Source organism: Agrobacterium sp. SORGH_AS_0440, from assembly GCF_031453135.1.
GTDB lineage: Bacteria > Pseudomonadota > Alphaproteobacteria > Rhizobiales > Rhizobiaceae > Agrobacterium > Agrobacterium pusense.
In genome coordinates this window covers 1,152,979-1,169,419 of the sequence record NZ_JAVIYR010000002.1, presented here as the reverse complement: position 1 = coordinate 1,169,419, position 16,441 = coordinate 1,152,979, and the positions used below count along the sequence as shown (strand labels likewise).

The 16,441-nt window shown below is 57.3% G+C and carries 20 protein-coding genes and 2 tRNA genes; 14 read left to right on the top strand and 8 right to left on the bottom strand.

Annotated features, from left to right (window positions below; genetic code table 11):
- Nucleotides 1-194 precede the first annotated feature (194 nt).
- From uppE to QE453_RS15040, 4 genes are all read left to right on the top strand, one after another.
- Nucleotides 195-1,748, top strand: a complete 1,554-nt coding sequence (uppE, locus tag QE453_RS15055) for a polysaccharide biosynthesis glycosyltransferase UppE (protein ID WP_004441267.1) — start codon at nucleotides 195-197, stop codon at nucleotides 1,746-1,748.
- Nucleotides 1,745-2,986: a polysaccharide biosynthesis O-antigen ligase family protein UppF gene (uppF, locus tag QE453_RS15050; protein ID WP_004441266.1), complete on the top strand. Its 1,242-nt coding sequence runs from the start codon at nucleotides 1,745-1,747 to the stop codon at nucleotides 2,984-2,986. Before uppE ends, uppF begins: the two co-directional genes overlap by 4 nt.
- Nucleotides 2,987-3,063: 77 nt before the next feature.
- Nucleotides 3,064-3,213 (top strand): hypothetical protein, encoded by a 150-nt coding sequence (locus QE453_RS15045; protein WP_003521552.1) that lies wholly within the window; start codon nucleotides 3,064-3,066, stop codon nucleotides 3,211-3,213.
- Between the two features lie 175 nt (nucleotides 3,214-3,388).
- A complete protein-coding gene (locus QE453_RS15040; protein WP_244405039.1) occupies nucleotides 3,389-4,039 on the top strand; it encodes a hypothetical protein in 651 nt (216 codons plus the stop codon).
- Nucleotides 4,040-4,102: 63 nt separating this feature from the next.
- Here QE453_RS15040 and QE453_RS15035 read toward each other — a convergent pair whose 3' ends face one another.
- A complete protein-coding gene (locus tag QE453_RS15035) occupies nucleotides 4,103-4,639 on the bottom strand; it encodes a DUF1269 domain-containing protein (RefSeq protein WP_004441259.1) in 537 nt (178 codons plus the stop codon).
- A gap of 230 nt (nucleotides 4,640-4,869) precedes the next feature.
- Between QE453_RS15035 and QE453_RS15030 the strand changes: the two genes are divergently transcribed.
- From QE453_RS15030 to QE453_RS15020, 3 genes are all read left to right on the top strand, one after another.
- Nucleotides 4,870-4,946: transfer RNA gene (locus tag QE453_RS15030), tRNA-Pro, on the top strand.
- A 138-nt stretch (nucleotides 4,947-5,084) separates the two neighbouring features.
- Entirely contained in the window at nucleotides 5,085-5,345 is a 261-nt protein-coding gene (locus QE453_RS15025; protein WP_037089037.1) for a hypothetical protein, read from the top strand.
- 211 nt (nucleotides 5,346-5,556) lie between these two features.
- On the top strand, nucleotides 5,557-5,760 hold the full coding sequence (locus tag QE453_RS15020; protein ID WP_044458772.1) for a hypothetical protein: 204 nt from the start codon (nucleotides 5,557-5,559) through the stop codon (nucleotides 5,758-5,760).
- A 192-nt stretch (nucleotides 5,761-5,952) separates the two neighbouring features.
- Here QE453_RS15020 and QE453_RS15015 read toward each other — a convergent pair whose 3' ends face one another.
- Nucleotides 5,953-6,507: a dual specificity protein phosphatase family protein gene (locus QE453_RS15015; RefSeq protein ID WP_006697968.1), complete on the bottom strand. Its 555-nt coding sequence runs from the start codon at nucleotides 6,505-6,507 to the stop codon at nucleotides 5,953-5,955.
- Nucleotides 6,508-6,645: 138 nt separating this feature from the next.
- A complete protein-coding gene (locus QE453_RS15010) occupies nucleotides 6,646-7,233 on the bottom strand; it encodes a YqaA family protein (RefSeq protein WP_004441250.1) in 588 nt (195 codons plus the stop codon).
- A 513-nt stretch (nucleotides 7,234-7,746) separates the two neighbouring features.
- Here QE453_RS15010 and QE453_RS15005 point away from each other — a divergent pair.
- Nucleotides 7,747-8,391 carry an exopolysaccharide biosynthesis protein gene (locus tag QE453_RS15005; protein WP_309777364.1) on the top strand — a complete coding sequence of 215 codons (645 nt, stop codon included), beginning with the start codon at nucleotides 7,747-7,749 and terminating at the stop codon, nucleotides 8,389-8,391.
- Nucleotides 8,392-8,396: 5 nt separating this feature from the next.
- Here QE453_RS15005 and QE453_RS15000 read toward each other — a convergent pair whose 3' ends face one another.
- Nucleotides 8,397-8,675, bottom strand: a complete 279-nt coding sequence (locus QE453_RS15000; protein ID WP_044458770.1) for a hypothetical protein — start codon at nucleotides 8,673-8,675, stop codon at nucleotides 8,397-8,399.
- Nucleotides 8,676-8,851: 176 nt separating this feature from the next.
- On the opposite strand from QE453_RS15000, the gene QE453_RS14995 reads away from it, so the two are divergent.
- Nucleotides 8,852-8,926, top strand: a tRNA-Asn gene (locus QE453_RS14995).
- A gap of 99 nt (nucleotides 8,927-9,025) precedes the next feature.
- On the opposite strand, the gene QE453_RS14990 is transcribed toward QE453_RS14995, so the two are convergent.
- Nucleotides 9,026-9,430 (bottom strand): DUF2934 domain-containing protein, encoded by a 405-nt coding sequence (locus QE453_RS14990; RefSeq protein WP_309777363.1) that lies wholly within the window; start codon nucleotides 9,428-9,430, stop codon nucleotides 9,026-9,028.
- A 170-nt stretch (nucleotides 9,431-9,600) separates the two neighbouring features.
- On the opposite strand from QE453_RS14990, the gene QE453_RS14985 reads away from it, so the two are divergent.
- Entirely contained in the window at nucleotides 9,601-9,840 is a 240-nt protein-coding gene (locus QE453_RS14985) for a hypothetical protein (RefSeq protein ID WP_309777362.1), read from the top strand.
- 49 nt (nucleotides 9,841-9,889) lie between these two features.
- On the opposite strand, the gene QE453_RS14980 is transcribed toward QE453_RS14985, so the two are convergent.
- The 3 genes from QE453_RS14980 to QE453_RS14970 all read right to left on the bottom strand — a co-directional run bounded on the left by QE453_RS14980 (nucleotide 9,890) and on the right by QE453_RS14970 (nucleotide 11,408).
- Nucleotides 9,890-10,333: a TIGR02594 family protein gene (locus tag QE453_RS14980; RefSeq protein WP_004441240.1), complete on the bottom strand. Its 444-nt coding sequence runs from the start codon at nucleotides 10,331-10,333 to the stop codon at nucleotides 9,890-9,892.
- Between the two features lie 113 nt (nucleotides 10,334-10,446).
- On the bottom strand, nucleotides 10,447-11,004 hold the full coding sequence (locus QE453_RS14975) for a methylated-DNA--[protein]-cysteine S-methyltransferase (protein WP_309778170.1): 558 nt from the start codon (nucleotides 11,002-11,004) through the stop codon (nucleotides 10,447-10,449).
- A gap of 134 nt (nucleotides 11,005-11,138) precedes the next feature.
- Nucleotides 11,139-11,408 (bottom strand): DUF982 domain-containing protein, encoded by a 270-nt coding sequence (locus QE453_RS14970; protein ID WP_004441235.1) that lies wholly within the window; start codon nucleotides 11,406-11,408, stop codon nucleotides 11,139-11,141.
- A gap of 188 nt (nucleotides 11,409-11,596) precedes the next feature.
- Here QE453_RS14970 and QE453_RS14965 point away from each other — a divergent pair, with 188 nt between their 5' ends.
- The 4 genes from QE453_RS14965 to sseA all read left to right on the top strand — a co-directional run bounded on the left by QE453_RS14965 (nucleotide 11,597) and on the right by sseA (nucleotide 16,384).
- Nucleotides 11,597-13,036 carry a deoxyribodipyrimidine photo-lyase gene (locus QE453_RS14965; protein WP_309777361.1) on the top strand — a complete coding sequence of 480 codons (1,440 nt, stop codon included), beginning with the start codon at nucleotides 11,597-11,599 and terminating at the stop codon, nucleotides 13,034-13,036.
- Nucleotides 13,037-13,158: 122 nt separating this feature from the next.
- Nucleotides 13,159-14,196 carry a cysteine synthase A gene (locus tag QE453_RS14960; protein ID WP_309777360.1) on the top strand — a complete coding sequence of 346 codons (1,038 nt, stop codon included), beginning with the start codon at nucleotides 13,159-13,161 and terminating at the stop codon, nucleotides 14,194-14,196.
- 12 nt (nucleotides 14,197-14,208) lie between these two features.
- Complete coding sequence (locus QE453_RS14955) at nucleotides 14,209-14,946, top strand: alanyl-tRNA editing protein (protein WP_045534258.1); 738 nt, start codon at nucleotides 14,209-14,211, stop codon at nucleotides 14,944-14,946.
- Nucleotides 14,947-14,962: 16 nt separating this feature from the next.
- Nucleotides 14,963-16,384, top strand: coding sequence for a 3-mercaptopyruvate sulfurtransferase (sseA, locus tag QE453_RS14950; protein WP_309777359.1), 1,422 nt, complete (start codon nucleotides 14,963-14,965; stop codon nucleotides 16,382-16,384).
- Nucleotides 16,385-16,441: the final 57 nt, after the last annotated feature.

Sequence of the window (16,441 nt, the reverse complement as noted above, 5' to 3'; positions counted from 1 at the left end):
TTGTATATTCCGTCATCCTCAAGAAACCCATCATAAACGTTTCTTAGCATGTTTCGGCTAGTTTCCAGATCGTGGAGCGCCGTGCGTCCGTCCGGATGCATCAGGCCCGCTCCACCACTTTGAAGTTGCGTATCGTCCGGTCGGAAATCGATGCCGATTTTCGCGCCGATGCGCTGGAGGGTGCGGACCAGGCAATGACCAAGGCTGACAAGGATAGACTGCAATTCGATCTGGCGTCGTTGCGCAAACAGATTTCCGAGCAAGAGGCCAACGGGCCTTCGACATCGGAAGCCGTCGTTCTCAACCCCCTCGCACGGCAGATTGCCAACCAGCTTCGCGGCGGCAATCACTCCCCGAACATGGTGATAGGCCAGTTGCGGCTTCTGGAATTCACCATGCTCGTGGTGATCGCCGCCATCATCAACGGCGTCGCCGCCGATCGGGGTATTGAGACCTTCTTGGCGGTTTTTGGCGGCGGCGTACTGGGGGCCGCGCTCTGCGTCTTTCTTCTTCAGGCCGGCGACTGTTATCAGTTGCCGACGCTACGCACGCCACTGTCGATGTTCGCTCGCATTCAGGGCGCGGTCTGCCTGTCTTTCGTTGGCACAGCCTGTTTCCTTCTGCTCTTTTTTCCGGATGCGCTGCATTCCTGGCAAGCCTTTGGCATCTGGTATGCAATTGCCGCGATCGCCATTTTCACCGGACGACTGATCCTTGGCTTCGCCATCCGCCACTGGGGCCGCAATGGCGTCATGGAACGCCGGGCGGTCATCGTCGGCGGTGGTGATGCTGCCAAGGATCTCATTCGCTCGCTCGAGCAGCAATCCGACAACGACATCCGCATCTGCGGCATCTTCGATGACCGGCAAAGCGCGCGCTCTCCCGACGTCGTCGCGGGTTATCCCAAGCTCGGCACTTTCGCCGAACTGGTGGAATTCGCCCGCCTGACCAAACTGGATATGCTGATCATTGCCCTGCCGTTAAGCGCCGAGGCACGCATTCTCCAGCTTTTGCGAAAGCTTTGGGTGCTCCCGGTCGATATCCGCATTGCGGCGCATGCCAACAAGCTGCGCTTTCGCCCGCGTGCCTATTCCCACGTCGGCAAGGTGCCGATGCTTGACGTTTTCGACAAACCGATCCGGGACTGGGATTCCGTCGCGAAGCGGCTGTTCGACATCACCTTCAGCCTCATCGGCATCGCCCTTCTGTGGCCGGTCATGGTGGGCGCGGCAATCGCCGTCAAAACGACGTCCAAGGGGCCCATCCTCTTCAAGCAGAAGCGCCATGGCTTCAACAATGAAACCATCAACGTCTGGAAGTTCCGGTCCATGTATACGGAACTCAGCGATCCGACCGCAAAAAAGGCCGTCACCAAGAACGATCCGCGCGTAACGCCCGTTGGCCGCTTTCTGCGCAAGTCCTCGATGGACGAGCTGCCGCAGCTTTTCAACGTTCTTCATGGCGACCTATCGCTGGTCGGGCCCCGCCCGCACGCGGTTCATGCCCAGACCGGCGACCTGAAATATACCGAAGTGGTGGAGCATTATTTCGCAAGACACAAGGTCAAGCCCGGCGTAACCGGCTGGGCCCAGATCAATGGCTGGCGCGGAGAAATCGACCATGGCGACAAGATCAAGTTCCGCACCGAATATGATCTCTATTACATCGAGAACTGGTCGCTGTTTCTCGATCTCAAGATCCTGTTCCTGACGCCGATCCGGCTGCTCAAATCGGAAAACGCCTATTGACCCACACCGGTTACCAGCACGCCCCGGATTTCGATGCGCCTTTGGCTGCCATGCGGCTCATCGGTTCGTTCTTCATTGCCTTCGGCGTGTTTCTTTCCGGCTTCGTTATCTCCGAGCCAGCGCCCTATGAGCTGATGATGGTCGGGCAAGTGGCCCTGTGGTTTCTGCTTGGCCTGCGACTTTCACGCACCGTCGTCCTGCTGCTGTGCCTGTTGCTCGCCTTCAATATCGGCGGATATCTCTCGCTCACCACCATGGCCGACCTGGATGAGGGGCCGCTTTATCTCGCCGTTTCGACATTTCTGGCGCTGACTTCGGTGTTTTACGCGGCAATCATCGAGGACCGATACCAGCGGCTGCTTTTGATTTTCCGGGCGTGGCTGGCGGCGGCGGTGATCACCTCCCTGCTCGGCATCATCGGCTATTTTCATGCCATTCCGGGCTTCGAAGTCTTCACCCTTTACGATCGCGCCAAGGGAGCCTTTCAGGATCCGAACGTCTTCGGTCCCTTTCTGGTGACACCATCGCTTTATCTCATCTACGGCCTGCTGACCGGCAAGACGATGCACGCACCCTGGCGAATCCTCGGCCTGCTGATCCTGTCGCTTGGCGTGTTCCTGTCGTTTTCGCGTGCGGCCTGGGGGCTGTTTCTGTTTGCCACCGTACTGCTCGTCTTCGTCATGATGCTGAAGGAACGTACGGCGGCGTTTCGCCTGAAAATCCTCGTGCTGTTTCTCATCGCCGCCGGACTGATGGTAGCGGCTGTCCTCATCGCGCTGCAGTTCAAACAGGTGGCCGATTTGTTCTCCAGCCGCGCCTCGGCCGTGCAATCTTATGATGGCGGCCATCTGGGACGGTTCGCCCGCCATTATCTCGGTTTCCTGCTGGCGATGGAACATCCGCTCGGTATCGGCCCGATGGTGTTCGACAATATCTTTCCCGCAGCCGAGCACAATATCTGGCTGAAAAGCCTGACGACACATGGCTGGTTCGGCTTCGTCATCTATCTCGTCCTGATCTGCTGGACCATCGCCGCCGGTTTCAGACATCTCTTGCGCCCGCGCCCGTGGCAGGCCTTCCTGATCATTTCGTGGGTGGCTTTCGTCGGGCATGTGATGATCGGTGCTGTCATCGATACCGACCACTGGCGACACTTCTTCCTGCTGCTCGGCATATTGTGGGGTTGCATGGCACTGGAAAAACGCGAAGGCCTGCGCCGGCGTGCGGTTGGCGCATAAACAGCTGACCTTACGGAACCTTCCACGATTTCATGCGTTTAGCCCCCGATTCTGATTGTCAAACGGGGAGACATCTTATGACGCAGACCAATAATCTCTATCTCATCATCGGCGCGCTGATTGTCGTCATCGCAGGCCTTGGCATTTACGTCTGGCATGAAGAAAGCAAGCCCAAGGGGATCGAGATGAATATCGGCCCGAATGGTGTTTCCGTTCAGGAAAACTGAGCCGCAAGCGTCGCGCAAAGTCCGACCATTAAACCGGGTGCGTTCCAGCCAAAAAACGGCCGGAACGCACCCGGTCTTCTTATGAAAGAGGACAAATGGCAGGAATCGCAGATTCACGCCGCGCCGGCCCGGTACGGATGATGCGTATCTGGTCCGATCATGGACATCCCGCGCAATGGTCTCCTCCATCGACCTTTCCACACGTCTCACCGCCACCAAACTGGCCCTCAAGGCCATCAGGGAACAGGAAGACAACTCCGCTGCGACTTCCACATCATCACGGACGACGCTCCTCAATTCCTATGGCATCGACACCACCACCTCCACCTCTTCCAGCAATACGCGGCTGACGCAGCTTCTGGCGCAATATGCGCAAACCTCGGGCAATGAGGCGGAGAGCGGTGATACGGACAAGACGGCCGCTTCCGGCGACATCACCCAGGCGGACTTCATGAAGGATCTGAAAGCGACGCTCGAAGAACTTTCCGGGGATCCCGCCAAGGCGGCGCAGGCCAAGTCGATGCTGGAAGCATTGGCTGCCGGCACGCTGACGGTGTCCAACCCGGCGGACGGCGTAAAGATCAAAGCGTGGGATGTGACAGACGACCCCAAGACCGCCTCGAAACCCGCCACAGCGATCGCAACGGCGGGCTGGAGCGACTTCCTGAAGGATCATCTGAAACGCGATGGAGCGGCCTATGCAAAGGGCGCCAACGGGGCTTATATCGATGGCATTTCCGGCGACAACGCGTTTTTTGGCAGTGTCGGCAGCCGTTATTATTATCTCACCTGGCCGCAGGCTAAGGACGGCACACTCACCGTTTGACAGCAACGGCTGACGCAGAAGCGCTGCGACATCGATGATGCCGCAGCGTTGCTTTTATCCGTTTCAGGCAACCGGTGTAGCAGGCTGATGGCTCCCGCCCGAAAGTGCTTTCTGTAGTTCGGCTTCCTGCTCCGGCGAGAGCGATGTTTTGATAACCCTGCCGCGCAGCCCTTCCAGTTCCGCCAGAACCTTTTCCGGCTGCACCTTTCGGATCAATACGAAAAGAGCCGACGACCCGTTTGGAATGGTCTCGCCCAGGGATTTGATGAAATCGTCATCGATGCCGTAATCCGTCAGCGAGCCCGCAAGCGCGCCCGTTCCCGCGCCAATGGCACCGCCGATCGCAAATCCCGCCAGCGGGTTGAGGAACAGCAGGCCGACGAGGCCGCCCCACAGGCCACCGGACAGAAATCCGGAACTTGCACCGATCGCTGTCAGGTTGACGCTCTGCTTCAGATGAACCTTGCCATTTTCATCGCGAACCACGACAACGGCATCTTCCAGATCGACCAGATACTCCTTCTTCAGGCTCGCAAGCTTCAGAAGGACCCGGTCGGCCTCTTCCGTTCCGTCAAAACCGACAACGACAAGTTCGGACATTGTTTGTCTCCCTGAGTTTCAATTCCGCTGCGAATGAACGTTAGAGATCGCGGCAGGTTCCGGCCATGATGAAAAGATGATGTGTCAGGTGTTTGACAGCCACGCAGCCGGCAAAACGCGGTGCTCCATTGATCCCATTCCCGCAGTCCACATCCTTTGTTCGTTTTTTTTAGAAAAGGCCATTTTCCGCTTGCGCCCTAACAGGCTTCTATATAAACGGCTTTCAGGTTCGGAGCGTAGCGCAGCCCGGTAGCGCACTTGACTGGGGGTCAAGGGGTCGTGGGTTCGAATCCCGCCGCTCCGACCATTAAATCAGATAGATAGCCAGTTCCCCCAGAGCTGGCTATATTTGTTTTAGCGCTCCAGTAGCGAGCGTTATGCGCAAGTTTCAAACATCCCGTTCGGGTGTGCATTTATTCAAGCCTTGAGAACGAAGTGTGCTGAGATGGCAAAAAAAACGAAAATAGAACACTCGGAATTTTCAGGCGAGTTTGAAGACGAGGGTATCACTGTCCTTGTTGACATCTACCGGCCCGCGGGCACCCAGCAAGACTGGACCCTGGAAGTTATCAGCGAGCACGACGATGTCACCACCTGGGACGAACCTTTCGCAACCGACAAAGACGCATGGGAAGAATTCCTGGCTACCTGCGAAAAAGACGGGATTCGCAGCTTTCTGGATAGCGAGGATCCTTCGGTCCATTAACCCATCGGGCGACGCCGCGCTTGGGTTGGGTTAAAGCTCCTGTAGGACCCCAGGCTCACCGGCCCATTTTGCTTAGGTGCTCACCGGCAAATTCTACAAAAAAAAGCGGGCGCGATATGCCGTCGCCCTCCGTAAAACGACGATGTGCATTGCCGTGTTGACTCTCTGCTAAAATTAGAACATTTAGTGAACAAAAGAGAGGTCACCTACCATGTCCGACGCTAAAAAGATCACTCCCATACGGCCTGACGACATAGCGGGATACGTCATCCAGTGTCATGACGGTGATGCAAGGGCGGCCGTTGAGGCGCTACTCGGCGAAATCGAGCATTTGCAGGAGCAGCTGTCCCTTGCCGTCGCCATCATGGGAAAAGGATATACGCGCGGGTGGACGCCGGACATGGATCGCGACTAGAAATCGCCTTATCCACAGCTGGTCTCCGATACCCATGACGCGGTCAAGTCGCACAGATTCCACGCTCCGATAAGAGCTTCCCCTGCCGACAGAGAGCCGAAGCGCGGGTGGACAATTCACAGAAGCATTACAGCCAATGGCGCTTCAGAAACGGAGCGTTATCAGTTGCTTCCCGACCGGTCGAAGCCTTGCTCAATATTCATTGGAAGCGATGGCAAAGTCGTCAGTGATCGGCATATCCTCCACATTTTCCCAGGTCCGGTCCATGGCATAGGTTTGCGAGAGATAGGGAATGCCGATGTGGCCATAGCGAACCGAGAGCTGACTTTCTGCTTCCTTTTCTCCAAGACGCGCGACGCGACTGAGATAAAGCGCGGTCGCGAGGCCCGTCCTGTCCGCACCCGCCTTACAATGAATGAGAATCGGTTTCGGCGCGTCGCGCATGATCGCGACCAGCTCGTTTACCTGGCTCATGTTGAGCTCCTGGCTCGCGGACATGCCAAAATCAATATGATTCAATCCGAGTTTGCGCGAGGTCTCGACCTCATCCCGGTACCACGCCTGGGATTCATTTGACCCGCGCAGATTGATCACAGTCCTTATTCCGTGATCCTTGGTGTAGCGAACAAGTTGCTCGCTGCTCGGCTGGTTGGAGCGATAAAGCTGCCCGGCCATCACCTCGTGGAAGTTGCCGAGGAGTTGAATGGCATAGAGATATCCGCCTGCCGCAAGCACGACGAGGCCCATGCCCCCAAAGGAGCACTTCCAGAATCTTCGCATAATAAAACGGTTCCCTGATTGGACAGGGGAACCGATACAGGTGGATTCTGACAGTAGGCTGAAAGTTATGCGACAGTATTGTAAGAGTAGAAAAATTGCTTTCGATCAACGCACGAAAACGTAAACCGCGTAGATGGCGATAAGTGCCGCCGCCGCCGCGGCCGTGATGGCGCCGAGGCGTTTTTCGATGAAATGGCGGACCGATTCACCGTATCTTTGCAGCAAACCGGCAAGGATGAAAAAGCGCGCGCCGCGCGTGACGACCGCCGACAGAATGAACAGGCCAAGGCTGATATTGGCCGCGCCCGACAAAATGGTAACCACCTTGATTGGCGGCAGGTGCGCAAGGCCCGATGTCACCAGCAGAAGAACGATGGTTTCATAATCCACCGAGTTCTTCAGATGCTCGAAGCTGTCGAGCTTGCCGTAAAATTCAAGAATCGGCCGGGCAATGCTCTCAAATGCGTAATGACCGAGGAACCAGCCCGCTATGCCGCCCAGAACCGAGGCGACCGTGGCCACGAGCGCGTAAAACATCGCTTTTTTCGGCTTCGCCAATACCATGGGCAAAAAAAGCACGTCGGCAGGAACAACGAAAACGGAGCTTTCCACGAAAGCCACGATTGCCAGCCACCACACGGCGGTTTTGCGCGCGGCGAGCGCCATCGTCCAGGCATAGATGTTTTTCAGCATTTTCATGTCCCCGGGGAAGAATGGTCAGGAGGCAGACGGAGGCAAGACACAGGCGGAATTTCACCCGGTCAATCAACGGCAGGCGGCGGGTCCGGAAACCCGTCACGAAGCAGGATTAGAGACAACTCAAGAGAATGGCAAATGTTGGAAGATTTATTTTTGCATCGCGGAAAATGAAAAAGTCCCACGATTCCAATCCATACCGGAGATTGGTTGCTGCGATGCGAAATTTCATCTCTAGGTAGATGAACTCGCCTTTTTGCTGTAGAATAAGAGGTGGCGGGAAGAGGAGGAAGTTATCATGGACTATGTCAACTTCGTTACATCAATAAATCCGGTCATACTTGTCATTCTGCTCGTGGTTCTTCTTGCAGGGGCCTATAGCAACTGGGTTTCGCATTAAATCTTTCGGACGGCATGACCAAATGTGAAGAGGCGCGTTTCCATCTGTGATAGGCATCGGGCCAGAGGAATGGTATCAATCCTGGAGTTGAACAACTTCCGGGAAGCGGCATGTCGAACGAATTCGCATTCACTGATACGTCTGAAGAGCTCAGCACCACGCTTGAAAAGCTGATAGGAAAACTACAGGGCCAGACGATCACATTGCGCGAATTGATGGAAGCGATCGGTGAACAGGGCCTGCTGCTCATCTGTGCCATAGCCTCCCTGCCATTTCTGATCCCGGTTTCCATTCCCGGAGTCAGCACCGTTTTCGGCGCCGCAATCATTCTCGTCAGTCTCGCGATCACGCTGAACCGCCTGCCATGGCTGCCGGCGAAAATTCTTGACCGGCAGATGGAAACGGCAAAGCTGGTCCCGGCGCTGCAGAAGGGTGTGGCGATCGTATCGAGACTGGACCGCTTTATCCGTCCACGCATTCCGGCGCTGACGACGGGCGTCATCGCCAACAGGATAAATGGCCTCGCCCTGATGACGGCGGGCGTGCTTCTGATGATGCCGCTCGGCTTCATTCCCTTTTCCAACACCCTGCCGGGCATTGCGATCCTGCTTTTCTCAGCGGGCATGATCCAGCGGGACGGCGTCACGGTGCTGGGCGGTTACCTCTTTCTGGGGCTGACGACGATTTATTTCGCTGCACTCGCCTATGCCGCCTTCTGGGCAGGCCAGGGTATCAGCAGCTCCATCGGGGCGTAGCAGGATTACTGTCGGTCCGGGTCGCGGGGCTCCCGCCGGTTCCGCCGCGATGCCCACCAGATCACCAGCCTTCGCCGTTGGCGACGAACAGCCGGCAGGTCGTGGGAAAGCACGACAAGGCCGACGGGAACCATCCAGAAACCCAGAATGGGCAAAAAGCCCAGCGTACCGCCCACGACCAGCGCCGAACCCGTTGCGATCCTGCCGACGCGCGAACGTGGCATGGCAAGGCTCCATTTTCCGAGATTGAGACGACCCGTTCTGTGGTCGATTCCGAATTTCATTCCAATCCGCCCTTCAGCATCTGGCCTGTGGATAATTTTTTCAGCGTCGATAAGCCCGGAAAATCGGGACTCCGGAGGGATAAAACAAGAGGAATGCGTTTTTTTTGAAAAAAGCGCTTGGCAAATCGGAAAAGCATTTGTATTACCCCGCTCACACCGCGCCAAGCAGCGCACGTTCCCTGGTAGCTCAGCGGTAGAGCATTCGACTGTTAATCGACAGGTCGCCGGTTCGAATCCGGCCCGGGGAGCCATTTTTCTCAAAAGCGTGTCAGCCGAGCGAAGTGCAGCTGCAATTCGCCCGGCGTGAACTGGAAGTTTTCGTGACTTCCTGCTGTGCGGCCGTCAAGCCATCAGCTTTTCTTGACCGCCCGTTTTGTTGCCTTCGTGGCGTTGGTCAATGCCGGTGGATCGCTGGCCGGAAAACTCTCCTCAAGGCTTTCGGTCAAATCGTCTTCCTTGTTCTTGTCCGTGGATTTCTGCTCTTTCTCCAGCGATTTTACCGCAGGAGATTTTGCCTTTGTCGAATTGGCTTTTTTCGTGGGCGACTTTTTTGCAGGCCCCTTCTCCCCTGACGCGGTGGCGGAAGCGGACTTCTTCACGCCATTTCCGCTTTTGGGTTTTGCCGGTTCCGCCTCCGCGGAGATTTCCCGTTCCGCCTCGATCCAGTGTCTTTCATGATGCCCGTCGGGTCTTCCTTCCCTCTCCCATATTGCGCGCGCTTTTTCACGGATTGCGGCTTCGCGGTCGTGGCTCATAACGGACCTCCCTCTTTGCGTTGCACCAGCTTCAATTGTGCCATTGAAAAAACAAAAAAAGCCAGAGTTAGTTCCGCATCGACCTGCGACGAATGAGCATTTTGGCGAGAAAGGGAACCGGCATCGGCTGCCGAGCGTTTGGCCTGCAGAAACCAGCAGGAGATCGCTTCATGAACACCCCGCAGAAGCCGAAACCCGAACCGCTTGATATTGAAGACGACGACGTTGCGCGTTTCGAGACAGACAGCGAGTTGAAAGACAAGGAAGGCGAGATTTATCCGGACGAGAGCATGAACCTGCGTGCACGCCGGCAGGCTGCAAGGCAGCACGAGGATGCTTTCATTGTCGCCACCGATCTGGAGGACGACGACCAGCGCGAGGCGGCGCCAGGCACGAGAGAACAGCCTTAAAAGGAAAAGGCGGGTCGAGGCCCGCCTTTATCAAGGGAATGCAGGGAATTTATCGCCGAACCGAAACGATGGCCTTGCGGTTGAAATTCGAGACCTGCACCCTGCCCGATTGGTTGCCGCCCAGGATTTGTGCGGTCTTGCCGCTCATGCTCTTTAGAATACCAGCATGATATCCCCGGCCGTTGCGGATGACGACGACATCACCGGGCTTTGCCTGGCCAACCGGGACGGCATAACCGAAGGAACTCCAGGATTTCGCAAATCCGTAGGATTTGGGTGATTGCCGGCCGGCCTTGCTGGCTACGGCATGCAGGAAAAGGCCGCACCACGGCGTACTTCTCGGATTTGCCCCAAGAATGTTCTTGAGGCTCTTGTTGTTCTTGGACTCATGCAGCCCGGTGTATTTCTCAGCCTGGTTCAGCATGCCAGCCGAGGCCGGTGCCACGACTGTAAAAGACAAGGCAACGGATAGAATTAACGCGGATACTCTCAAACGTCTCGCCCTTATGTTAGCGGGCGTTCGTGTATTGTGACAATTTAGCGACAATTTGACGAGAAATGGGCAGAAATCAGACGCCTATTCATGCGGGCTGATCTGTCATTGCTTCAGAACAGGCTGCCCTGCGCATCATCCGCACGGCTACGGCCGGCATTTTCAAGGTCCAGCATCCGCAATTTGGTAGTGGTTCCGCCCGGTGCGGAGAAGCCGCCAATCCTGCCACCTGCGGCAAGGACCCGGTGACACGGAATGATCAGCGGCACCGGATTTTTCGCCATTGCCTGGCCGACGTCGCGTGCTCTCTCCATGCCAAGACCGAGTGTCTTCACGATGCCGCCATACGTCGTCGTGTTGCCCCAGCCGACCTGTCGCGCGACGGCATAGACGTCGAGAAAAAATCGTTCCTGCCCGGCGAGATCAAGGTCCACGGCCTTAAAATCGATTGCCTCACCGCCGAAATAACGGGTGATCATCGCAATCACCTCACGTGTCCGCGTCTCGGGAACGGCGATGGAGGCGGACGGCAGGCGCTTCTGAAGGAGCTTTTCCGTTTCGCCGGCGTCCGCTCCCGGCAATTGCAGACGCACGATACCTCGCCCCGCCCATGCGAGGCCGCAATGGCCAAGCGCCGTTGGAAAAACAATATAGCCGTAGTGGCTGCCCATCACCGTCACTCATTCGCCTTTACGCCTGCACGATGCCATATCCCGCATTCGAAACAACCCGTTTCCTGCCACACAACAAAAAAGGCCACCCGTTTTGGGCGGGTGGCCTTTCACACGTCAGTTCCAAAATCGGCTCAGGATGCGATTTTTTCCGGCTCCTCAACGAGGCAACGCGCCTGCCGGCTGGCGGCGACGAAGGCCGTGCGGGCTATCTCTCCCCCCACATCGCCCATGAGCGAGGCGCGGCACAGGCGAAGCGCCTGTTCGTGCGCCTTGTCTCCCCGCTCGGGCCACTCATGCTGGAGAAAATCGAAGGCTTCGTAAACGCCTGTGAAAATTCGAGGGGCACCGTTTTCAAGGGAGATGGTAACGGGCTTTTCCCACTTAACGTCATTCAGCAACATTGATTGCACTTCCATGCTCTATTAACCCGCGACAAACGCCGGCTCCTCCAGTTGGTTCCCTTCACCTGCGGTTTCAAGAGCGAAAAAATAACCCTCGAGAAACCATGTGCCCCATCTTTCCATTCTAGCCGATTTGCGGAACAAAGCGTTTCAACACTCGTTCAAACGGAAGTGAACCGGGCCCTCCCATGCAGACAAAAGCCTCTCCCGTCATCGTGTGGTTCCGCAAGGATCTGCGCCTTTCGGACAACCTCGCTTTGCTTGCGGCGGCCGACCATAAAGGTCCCGTCATCCCCGTCTATATCAGGGAAAAATGTTGCGGCGCGCTGGGGCGTGCGCAGAAATGGTGGCTTCACCACTCGCTCACTGCGCTTCATGCCGCGCTCAAGAAAACAGGCAGCCGCCTCGTGCTTGCCAGCGGCGACGCCGAGGAGGTTTTGCGCAGGCTGATCGCGGAAACCGGCGCAGACACCGTATTCTGGAACCGCCGCTATGATCCTGAAGGTATTTCGACCGACAAGACCCTAAAACGCGCGCTCCGGGATAAAGGCCTGACGGTACGAAGCTTTTCCGGGCATCTGCTGCATGAGCCATCGAAGCTGCAGACCAAATCCGGTGGTCCCTACCGGGTCTATACACCGTTCTGGCGCGCTCTGGAGGGCGGCGAAGAGCCCCACGCGCCTGCGGATGCGCCAGACAGACTCAACGCGCCCAGGAACTGGCCAAGATCGGAAACGCTCGACGAATGGCAGCTGCTGCCCAAAAGGCCTGACTGGGCAAGGGAGTTTAGCGATATCTGGACGCCTGGCGAAGACGGGGCCCGGGAGAAGCTCTCCGATTTCATTGACGGCGCACTGAAAGGTTATGAAGAGGGCCGTGACCTGCCGGCGAAGGACGCGACTTCCCGGCTTTCACCGCACCTCGCATTAGGAGAAATCTCACCCGCCACCGTCTGGCATGCGACGAAGGGACTTTCCCGCCACATCGCCTCAAACGATATCAGCCGTTTTCGCAAGGAAATCGTCTGGCGGGAATTCTGCTATCACCTCCTGTTTCATTTTCCCGAGCTGGACGAAAAGAACTGGAACGACAGTTTCGACGCCTTCAGCTGGCGGGACGATGACAAGTCCTTCATGGCCTGGACGCGCGGCATGACCGGCTATCCGATCGTGGATGCCGGGATGCGGCAACTATGGCGCCACGGCACGATGCATAACCGCGTCCGCATGATCGTGGCGTCCTTCCTCATCAAGCATCTGCTGATCGATTGGCGCAAGGGTGAGAAATGGTTCCGCGATACGCTCGTGGACGCCGATCCGGCCTCCAATGCCGCCAACTGGCAGTGGGTGGCGGGTTCGGGAGCGGATGCCTCGCCATTTTTCCGCATCTTCAACCCTATCCTGCAAGGCGAAAAATTCGATGGGGACGGCGATTATGTCCGCCGTTTCGTACCGGAGCTTGCAAGGCTAGAGCGCAAATATATTCACAAACCATTCGAGGCCCCGAAAGAGGTGCTGACCAAAGCGGGCATCACGCTCGGGGAAACCTACCCGAACCCCATTGTCGACCATGGCAGGGCGCGGGAGAGAGCACTTGCTGCCTATGCCAGAGTGAAGAAGAAGACATAAAACTGGGTATCGGCAAAATTTTGCGTGGCGAAGCCGAAGCCGGGAAGATAATTTCTTGCCTTGAAGCGGTTGTAACGGGACATAACGGCACCTAATTTCCGCTCAGACAAGAAGGCTCAATCATGACCATTCACCCCTCTGCGCTCAGTGCCATCGGCAATACGCCGCTCATCCGTCTGAAAGCTGCTTCTGAAGCGACGGGGTGCGAAATCCTCGGCAAGGCGGAATTCCTCAATCCTGGCCAGTCCGTAAAGGATCGCGCCGCGCTCTACATCATCCGCGACGCCGAAAGGCGCGGACAATTGCGCCGGGGCGGCACCATCGTGGAAGGCACGGCGGGCAATACCGGCATCGGCCTTTCGCTGGTCGCCAATGCGCTCGGTTACAGGACGGTCATCGTCATTCCCGAAACGCAGAGCCATGAAAAGAAGGACGCGCTGAAGCTTCTCGGCGCAAAGCTGGTCGAAGTCCCGGCAGCTCCCTACTCCAACCCGAACAATTACGTGAAAGTATCCGGCCGGCTAGCGAGACAGCTTGCGGCGACGGATGAGAACGGCGCGATCTGGGCTAACCAGTTCGACAATATCGCCAACAGACAGGCTCATATCGAGACCACTGCTCCCGAAATATGGGACCAGACGGATGGCAAGGTCGACGGTTTCATCTGCGCGGTCGGCTCCGGCGGAACGCTGGCGGGTGTGGCGGACGGCCTTCGCGATTTCAATCCCGACATCAAGATCGGCCTTGCCGATCCCGAGGGAGCGGCCCTCTACGAATTCTATAAGAATGGCGTCCTGAAATCGGAAGGCACCTCCATCACGGAAGGCATCGGGCAAGGGCGCATCACCGCCAATCTCGAGGGTTTCACACCGGATTTCTCCTATCGCATTCCGGATGCGGAAGCGTTGCCCATCCTTTTCGATCTGGTAACGAAGGAAGGCCTGTGCCTCGGCGGCTCCACCGGCATAAATATCGCCGGCGCAATCCGGCTTGCCCATGAGCTTGGTCCGGGGCATACAATCGTGACGATACTTTGCGACTACGGCAATCGTTATCAGTCGAAGCTCTTCAATCCAGAGTTCCTGCGGTCCAAGGGCCTTCCCGTTCCGCAGTGGCTGGCAACGAAAACCGATATTTCGGTTCCGTACGAAACCGTTTGAGGACATGCCGAAATGCCTGTGAATGCCCTGTTCCGTGACGATTTTTATCTTTCCACCGCAGAAGCGATCGTCACGGCGGTGCATGAGGACGGCGGCATCGAGTTCGACCAGACCTGTTTTTACGCCACCTCGGGCGGCCAGCCTGGCGATACCGGCTTTCTCGAGCGCGCTGATGGTTCGCGCATCGCGCTCGGCATTACAAAGCATGGCACCGACAAGAGCGTCATCATCCATGTCCCGCTTGAGGATCAGCCGTCTCCTGAAGTCGGGGAAAAGCTGACGCTGCATGTGGACTGGCCGCGTCGTTACAAGTTGATGCGCATGCACACGGCCTGCCATCTGCTCTCCGTCGTCTGCCAATGGCCGATCACGGGAGCAGCCGTTGGTGAGGACGAGTCGCGTGTCGATTTCGACATGTCGGAGACTATTGACAAAGACGACGTAACCGCCAGGCTGATGGAACTGGTGAGAGCCAATCATCCCGTTTTCCTGCAATGGATCACGGACGAGGAGCTTCAGGCCAATCCCGGCATTGTCAAATCCAAGAATGTGCGTCCGCCAATGGGCCTCGGTCGGGTCAGCCTCGTCTGCATCGGCGCAAATTCCAGCATAGACAGCCAGCCCTGCGGCGGCACCCATGTATCCGAAACGCAGGAAGTGGGCGATATTCACATTGCCAAGATAGAAAAGAAGGGCAAGGAGAACAGGCGGTTCCGCATTCGTTTCGGCGCGCCTGAAGCTGTTGCCTGAGATCGGGAGAGACATCGTGAGCACGGATAAGAGCCGTTTCGTCGTTTCGGCGGACTGGGTTGAGAAACAGCTCGGCACGCCCGGGTTTCGCATCGTCGATGCCTCCTGGTATCTGCCGGCGCATAAGCGCAACGGCGCAGAAGAATATGCGGCAGGTCACCTTCCTGGCGCCGTGTTCTTCGATCAGGATAAAATCGCCGATCACACAACCGGCCTGCCGCACTCCCTGCCCTCGCCTGAATTTTTCGCGGAACAGGCCGGCGCGCTCGGCCTCAGCGAGACCGATACGATCGTGGTCTATGATGGTCCGGGCTTCTTTTCCGCACCCCGCGTCTGGTGGATGCTGCGGGTAATGGGCGTGCGCAAGGCCTATGTGCTGGATGGCGGGCTGGACGGCTGGAAGCGCGAAGGCCGGCCGCTGGAAACCGGCGCGCCGCAAATTGAGCCCACAACCTTCACACCCGATTTCAACGAAAAGCGTGTGACCTCGCTTGGCACCATGCGCGGTATTGTCGACAGCGGCGAAAAGCAGATTGCAGATGCCCGCGGTGCCGGCCGCTTTACCGGCGAGGAGGCCGAGCCGCGTGCGGGCATGCGTTCGGGCCATATGCCCGGTGCACGCAGCCTGCCGGCGACAGCCTTTTCCGAAAACGGCCACTTCAAGGACCTTACGGCAATCCGCAAAATGGTGACCGATGCCGGCATCGATCTTACGAAGCCCGTCGTGACGAGCTGCGGTTCGGGTGTGACGGCAGCCGTCATTACCCTGGCGCTGGAATCGCTCGGTCATCAGGACAATTCTCTCTATGACGGCTCATGGTCGGAATGGGGCGGATTACAGGACACGCCGGTGGTTACCGGTCCGGCGGATGCGATCCCCACGCTGTCGCACGGCCCATTGAAGGCGCACGTGACGCAGCTCGAAATGACGGCACCGCCGAAGGTCAGCCTGCCGATCCCCGTCAACATCCAGACGGCGCTGATGCGGGTCAACAATATTCCCCTGCATTTTTACCGCTATCTGTACTGGCGGGTTGGAAAGCGATGGCATTGGCAAAAGCGCATGCGCATGAGCGATGCTGAACTTTCCGCCATCCTACGCGATCCGAAAAACAGCGTTACGGTTCTTTATATGAACGGTGCGCCCGCCGGTTTCTTCGAGCTGAACAAGACAAGCGACGAGGTGACAGAGCTTTCTTATTTCGGGCTGCTCGAAGAAGCGATCGGCGCTGGTGTCGGCAAGTGGTTCCTGTTGCAGGCGCTTTACGCCGCCTGGCAGGACAATCCGCAGCGGGTGACGGTGACGACCAACACGCTCGACCATCCGCGCGCCTTGCAGCTCTACCAGATGATGGGCTTTTCGCCCGTGGGCACCTATGAGGCCTGGGTGGAGCCGTTGGCCGATACGGAGCTCCTGGAGATATCGCTACGCAATTGAGGGGTAGCGGTTTACGCGCCTTATCATCCCGTGTCGTTCACGGGAGGGATGGTAAAA

What these genes read in the sequence shown, in the direction of transcription:
- QE453_RS14965 (WP_309777361.1), top strand. Translation starts at nt 11,597, where the DNA reads ATGCAGACAAAAGCCTCTCCCGTCATCGTGTGGTTCCGCAAGGATCTG.
- QE453_RS14955 (WP_045534258.1), top strand. Translation starts at nt 14,209, where the DNA reads ATGCCTGTGAATGCCCTGTTCCGTGACGATTTTTATCTTTCCACCGCA.
- QE453_RS14960 (WP_309777360.1), top strand. Translation starts at nt 13,159, where the DNA reads ATGACCATTCACCCCTCTGCGCTCAGTGCCATCGGCAATACGCCGCTC.
- QE453_RS14990 (WP_309777363.1), bottom strand. Translation starts at nt 9,430, where the DNA reads ATGAGCCACGACCGCGAAGCCGCAATCCGTGAAAAAGCGCGCGCAATA.
- QE453_RS14975 (WP_309778170.1), bottom strand. Translation starts at nt 11,004, where the DNA reads ATGGGCAGCCACTACGGCTATATTGTTTTTCCAACGGCGCTTGGCCAT.
- QE453_RS15005 (WP_309777364.1), top strand. Translation starts at nt 7,747, where the DNA reads ATGTCGAACGAATTCGCATTCACTGATACGTCTGAAGAGCTCAGCACC.
- QE453_RS15035 (WP_004441259.1), bottom strand. Translation starts at nt 4,639, where the DNA reads ATGTCCGAACTTGTCGTTGTCGGTTTTGACGGAACGGAAGAGGCCGAC.
- QE453_RS15020 (WP_044458772.1), top strand. Translation starts at nt 5,557, where the DNA reads ATGTCCGACGCTAAAAAGATCACTCCCATACGGCCTGACGACATAGCG.
- QE453_RS15000 (WP_044458770.1), bottom strand. Translation starts at nt 8,675, where the DNA reads ATGAAATTCGGAATCGACCACAGAACGGGTCGTCTCAATCTCGGAAAA.
- QE453_RS15025 (WP_037089037.1), top strand. Translation starts at nt 5,085, where the DNA reads ATGGCAAAAAAAACGAAAATAGAACACTCGGAATTTTCAGGCGAGTTT.
- QE453_RS15045 (WP_003521552.1), top strand. Translation starts at nt 3,064, where the DNA reads ATGACGCAGACCAATAATCTCTATCTCATCATCGGCGCGCTGATTGTC.
- QE453_RS14985 (WP_309777362.1), top strand. Translation starts at nt 9,601, where the DNA reads ATGAACACCCCGCAGAAGCCGAAACCCGAACCGCTTGATATTGAAGAC.
- QE453_RS14970 (WP_004441235.1), bottom strand. Translation starts at nt 11,408, where the DNA reads ATGTTGCTGAATGACGTTAAGTGGGAAAAGCCCGTTACCATCTCCCTT.
- QE453_RS15010 (WP_004441250.1), bottom strand. Translation starts at nt 7,233, where the DNA reads ATGCTGAAAAACATCTATGCCTGGACGATGGCGCTCGCCGCGCGCAAA.
- QE453_RS15015 (WP_006697968.1), bottom strand. Translation starts at nt 6,507, where the DNA reads ATGGGCCTCGTCGTGCTTGCGGCAGGCGGATATCTCTATGCCATTCAA.
- QE453_RS15040 (WP_244405039.1), top strand. Translation starts at nt 3,389, where the DNA reads ATGGTCTCCTCCATCGACCTTTCCACACGTCTCACCGCCACCAAACTG.
- uppE (WP_004441267.1), top strand. Translation starts at nt 195, where the DNA reads ATGACCAAGGCTGACAAGGATAGACTGCAATTCGATCTGGCGTCGTTG.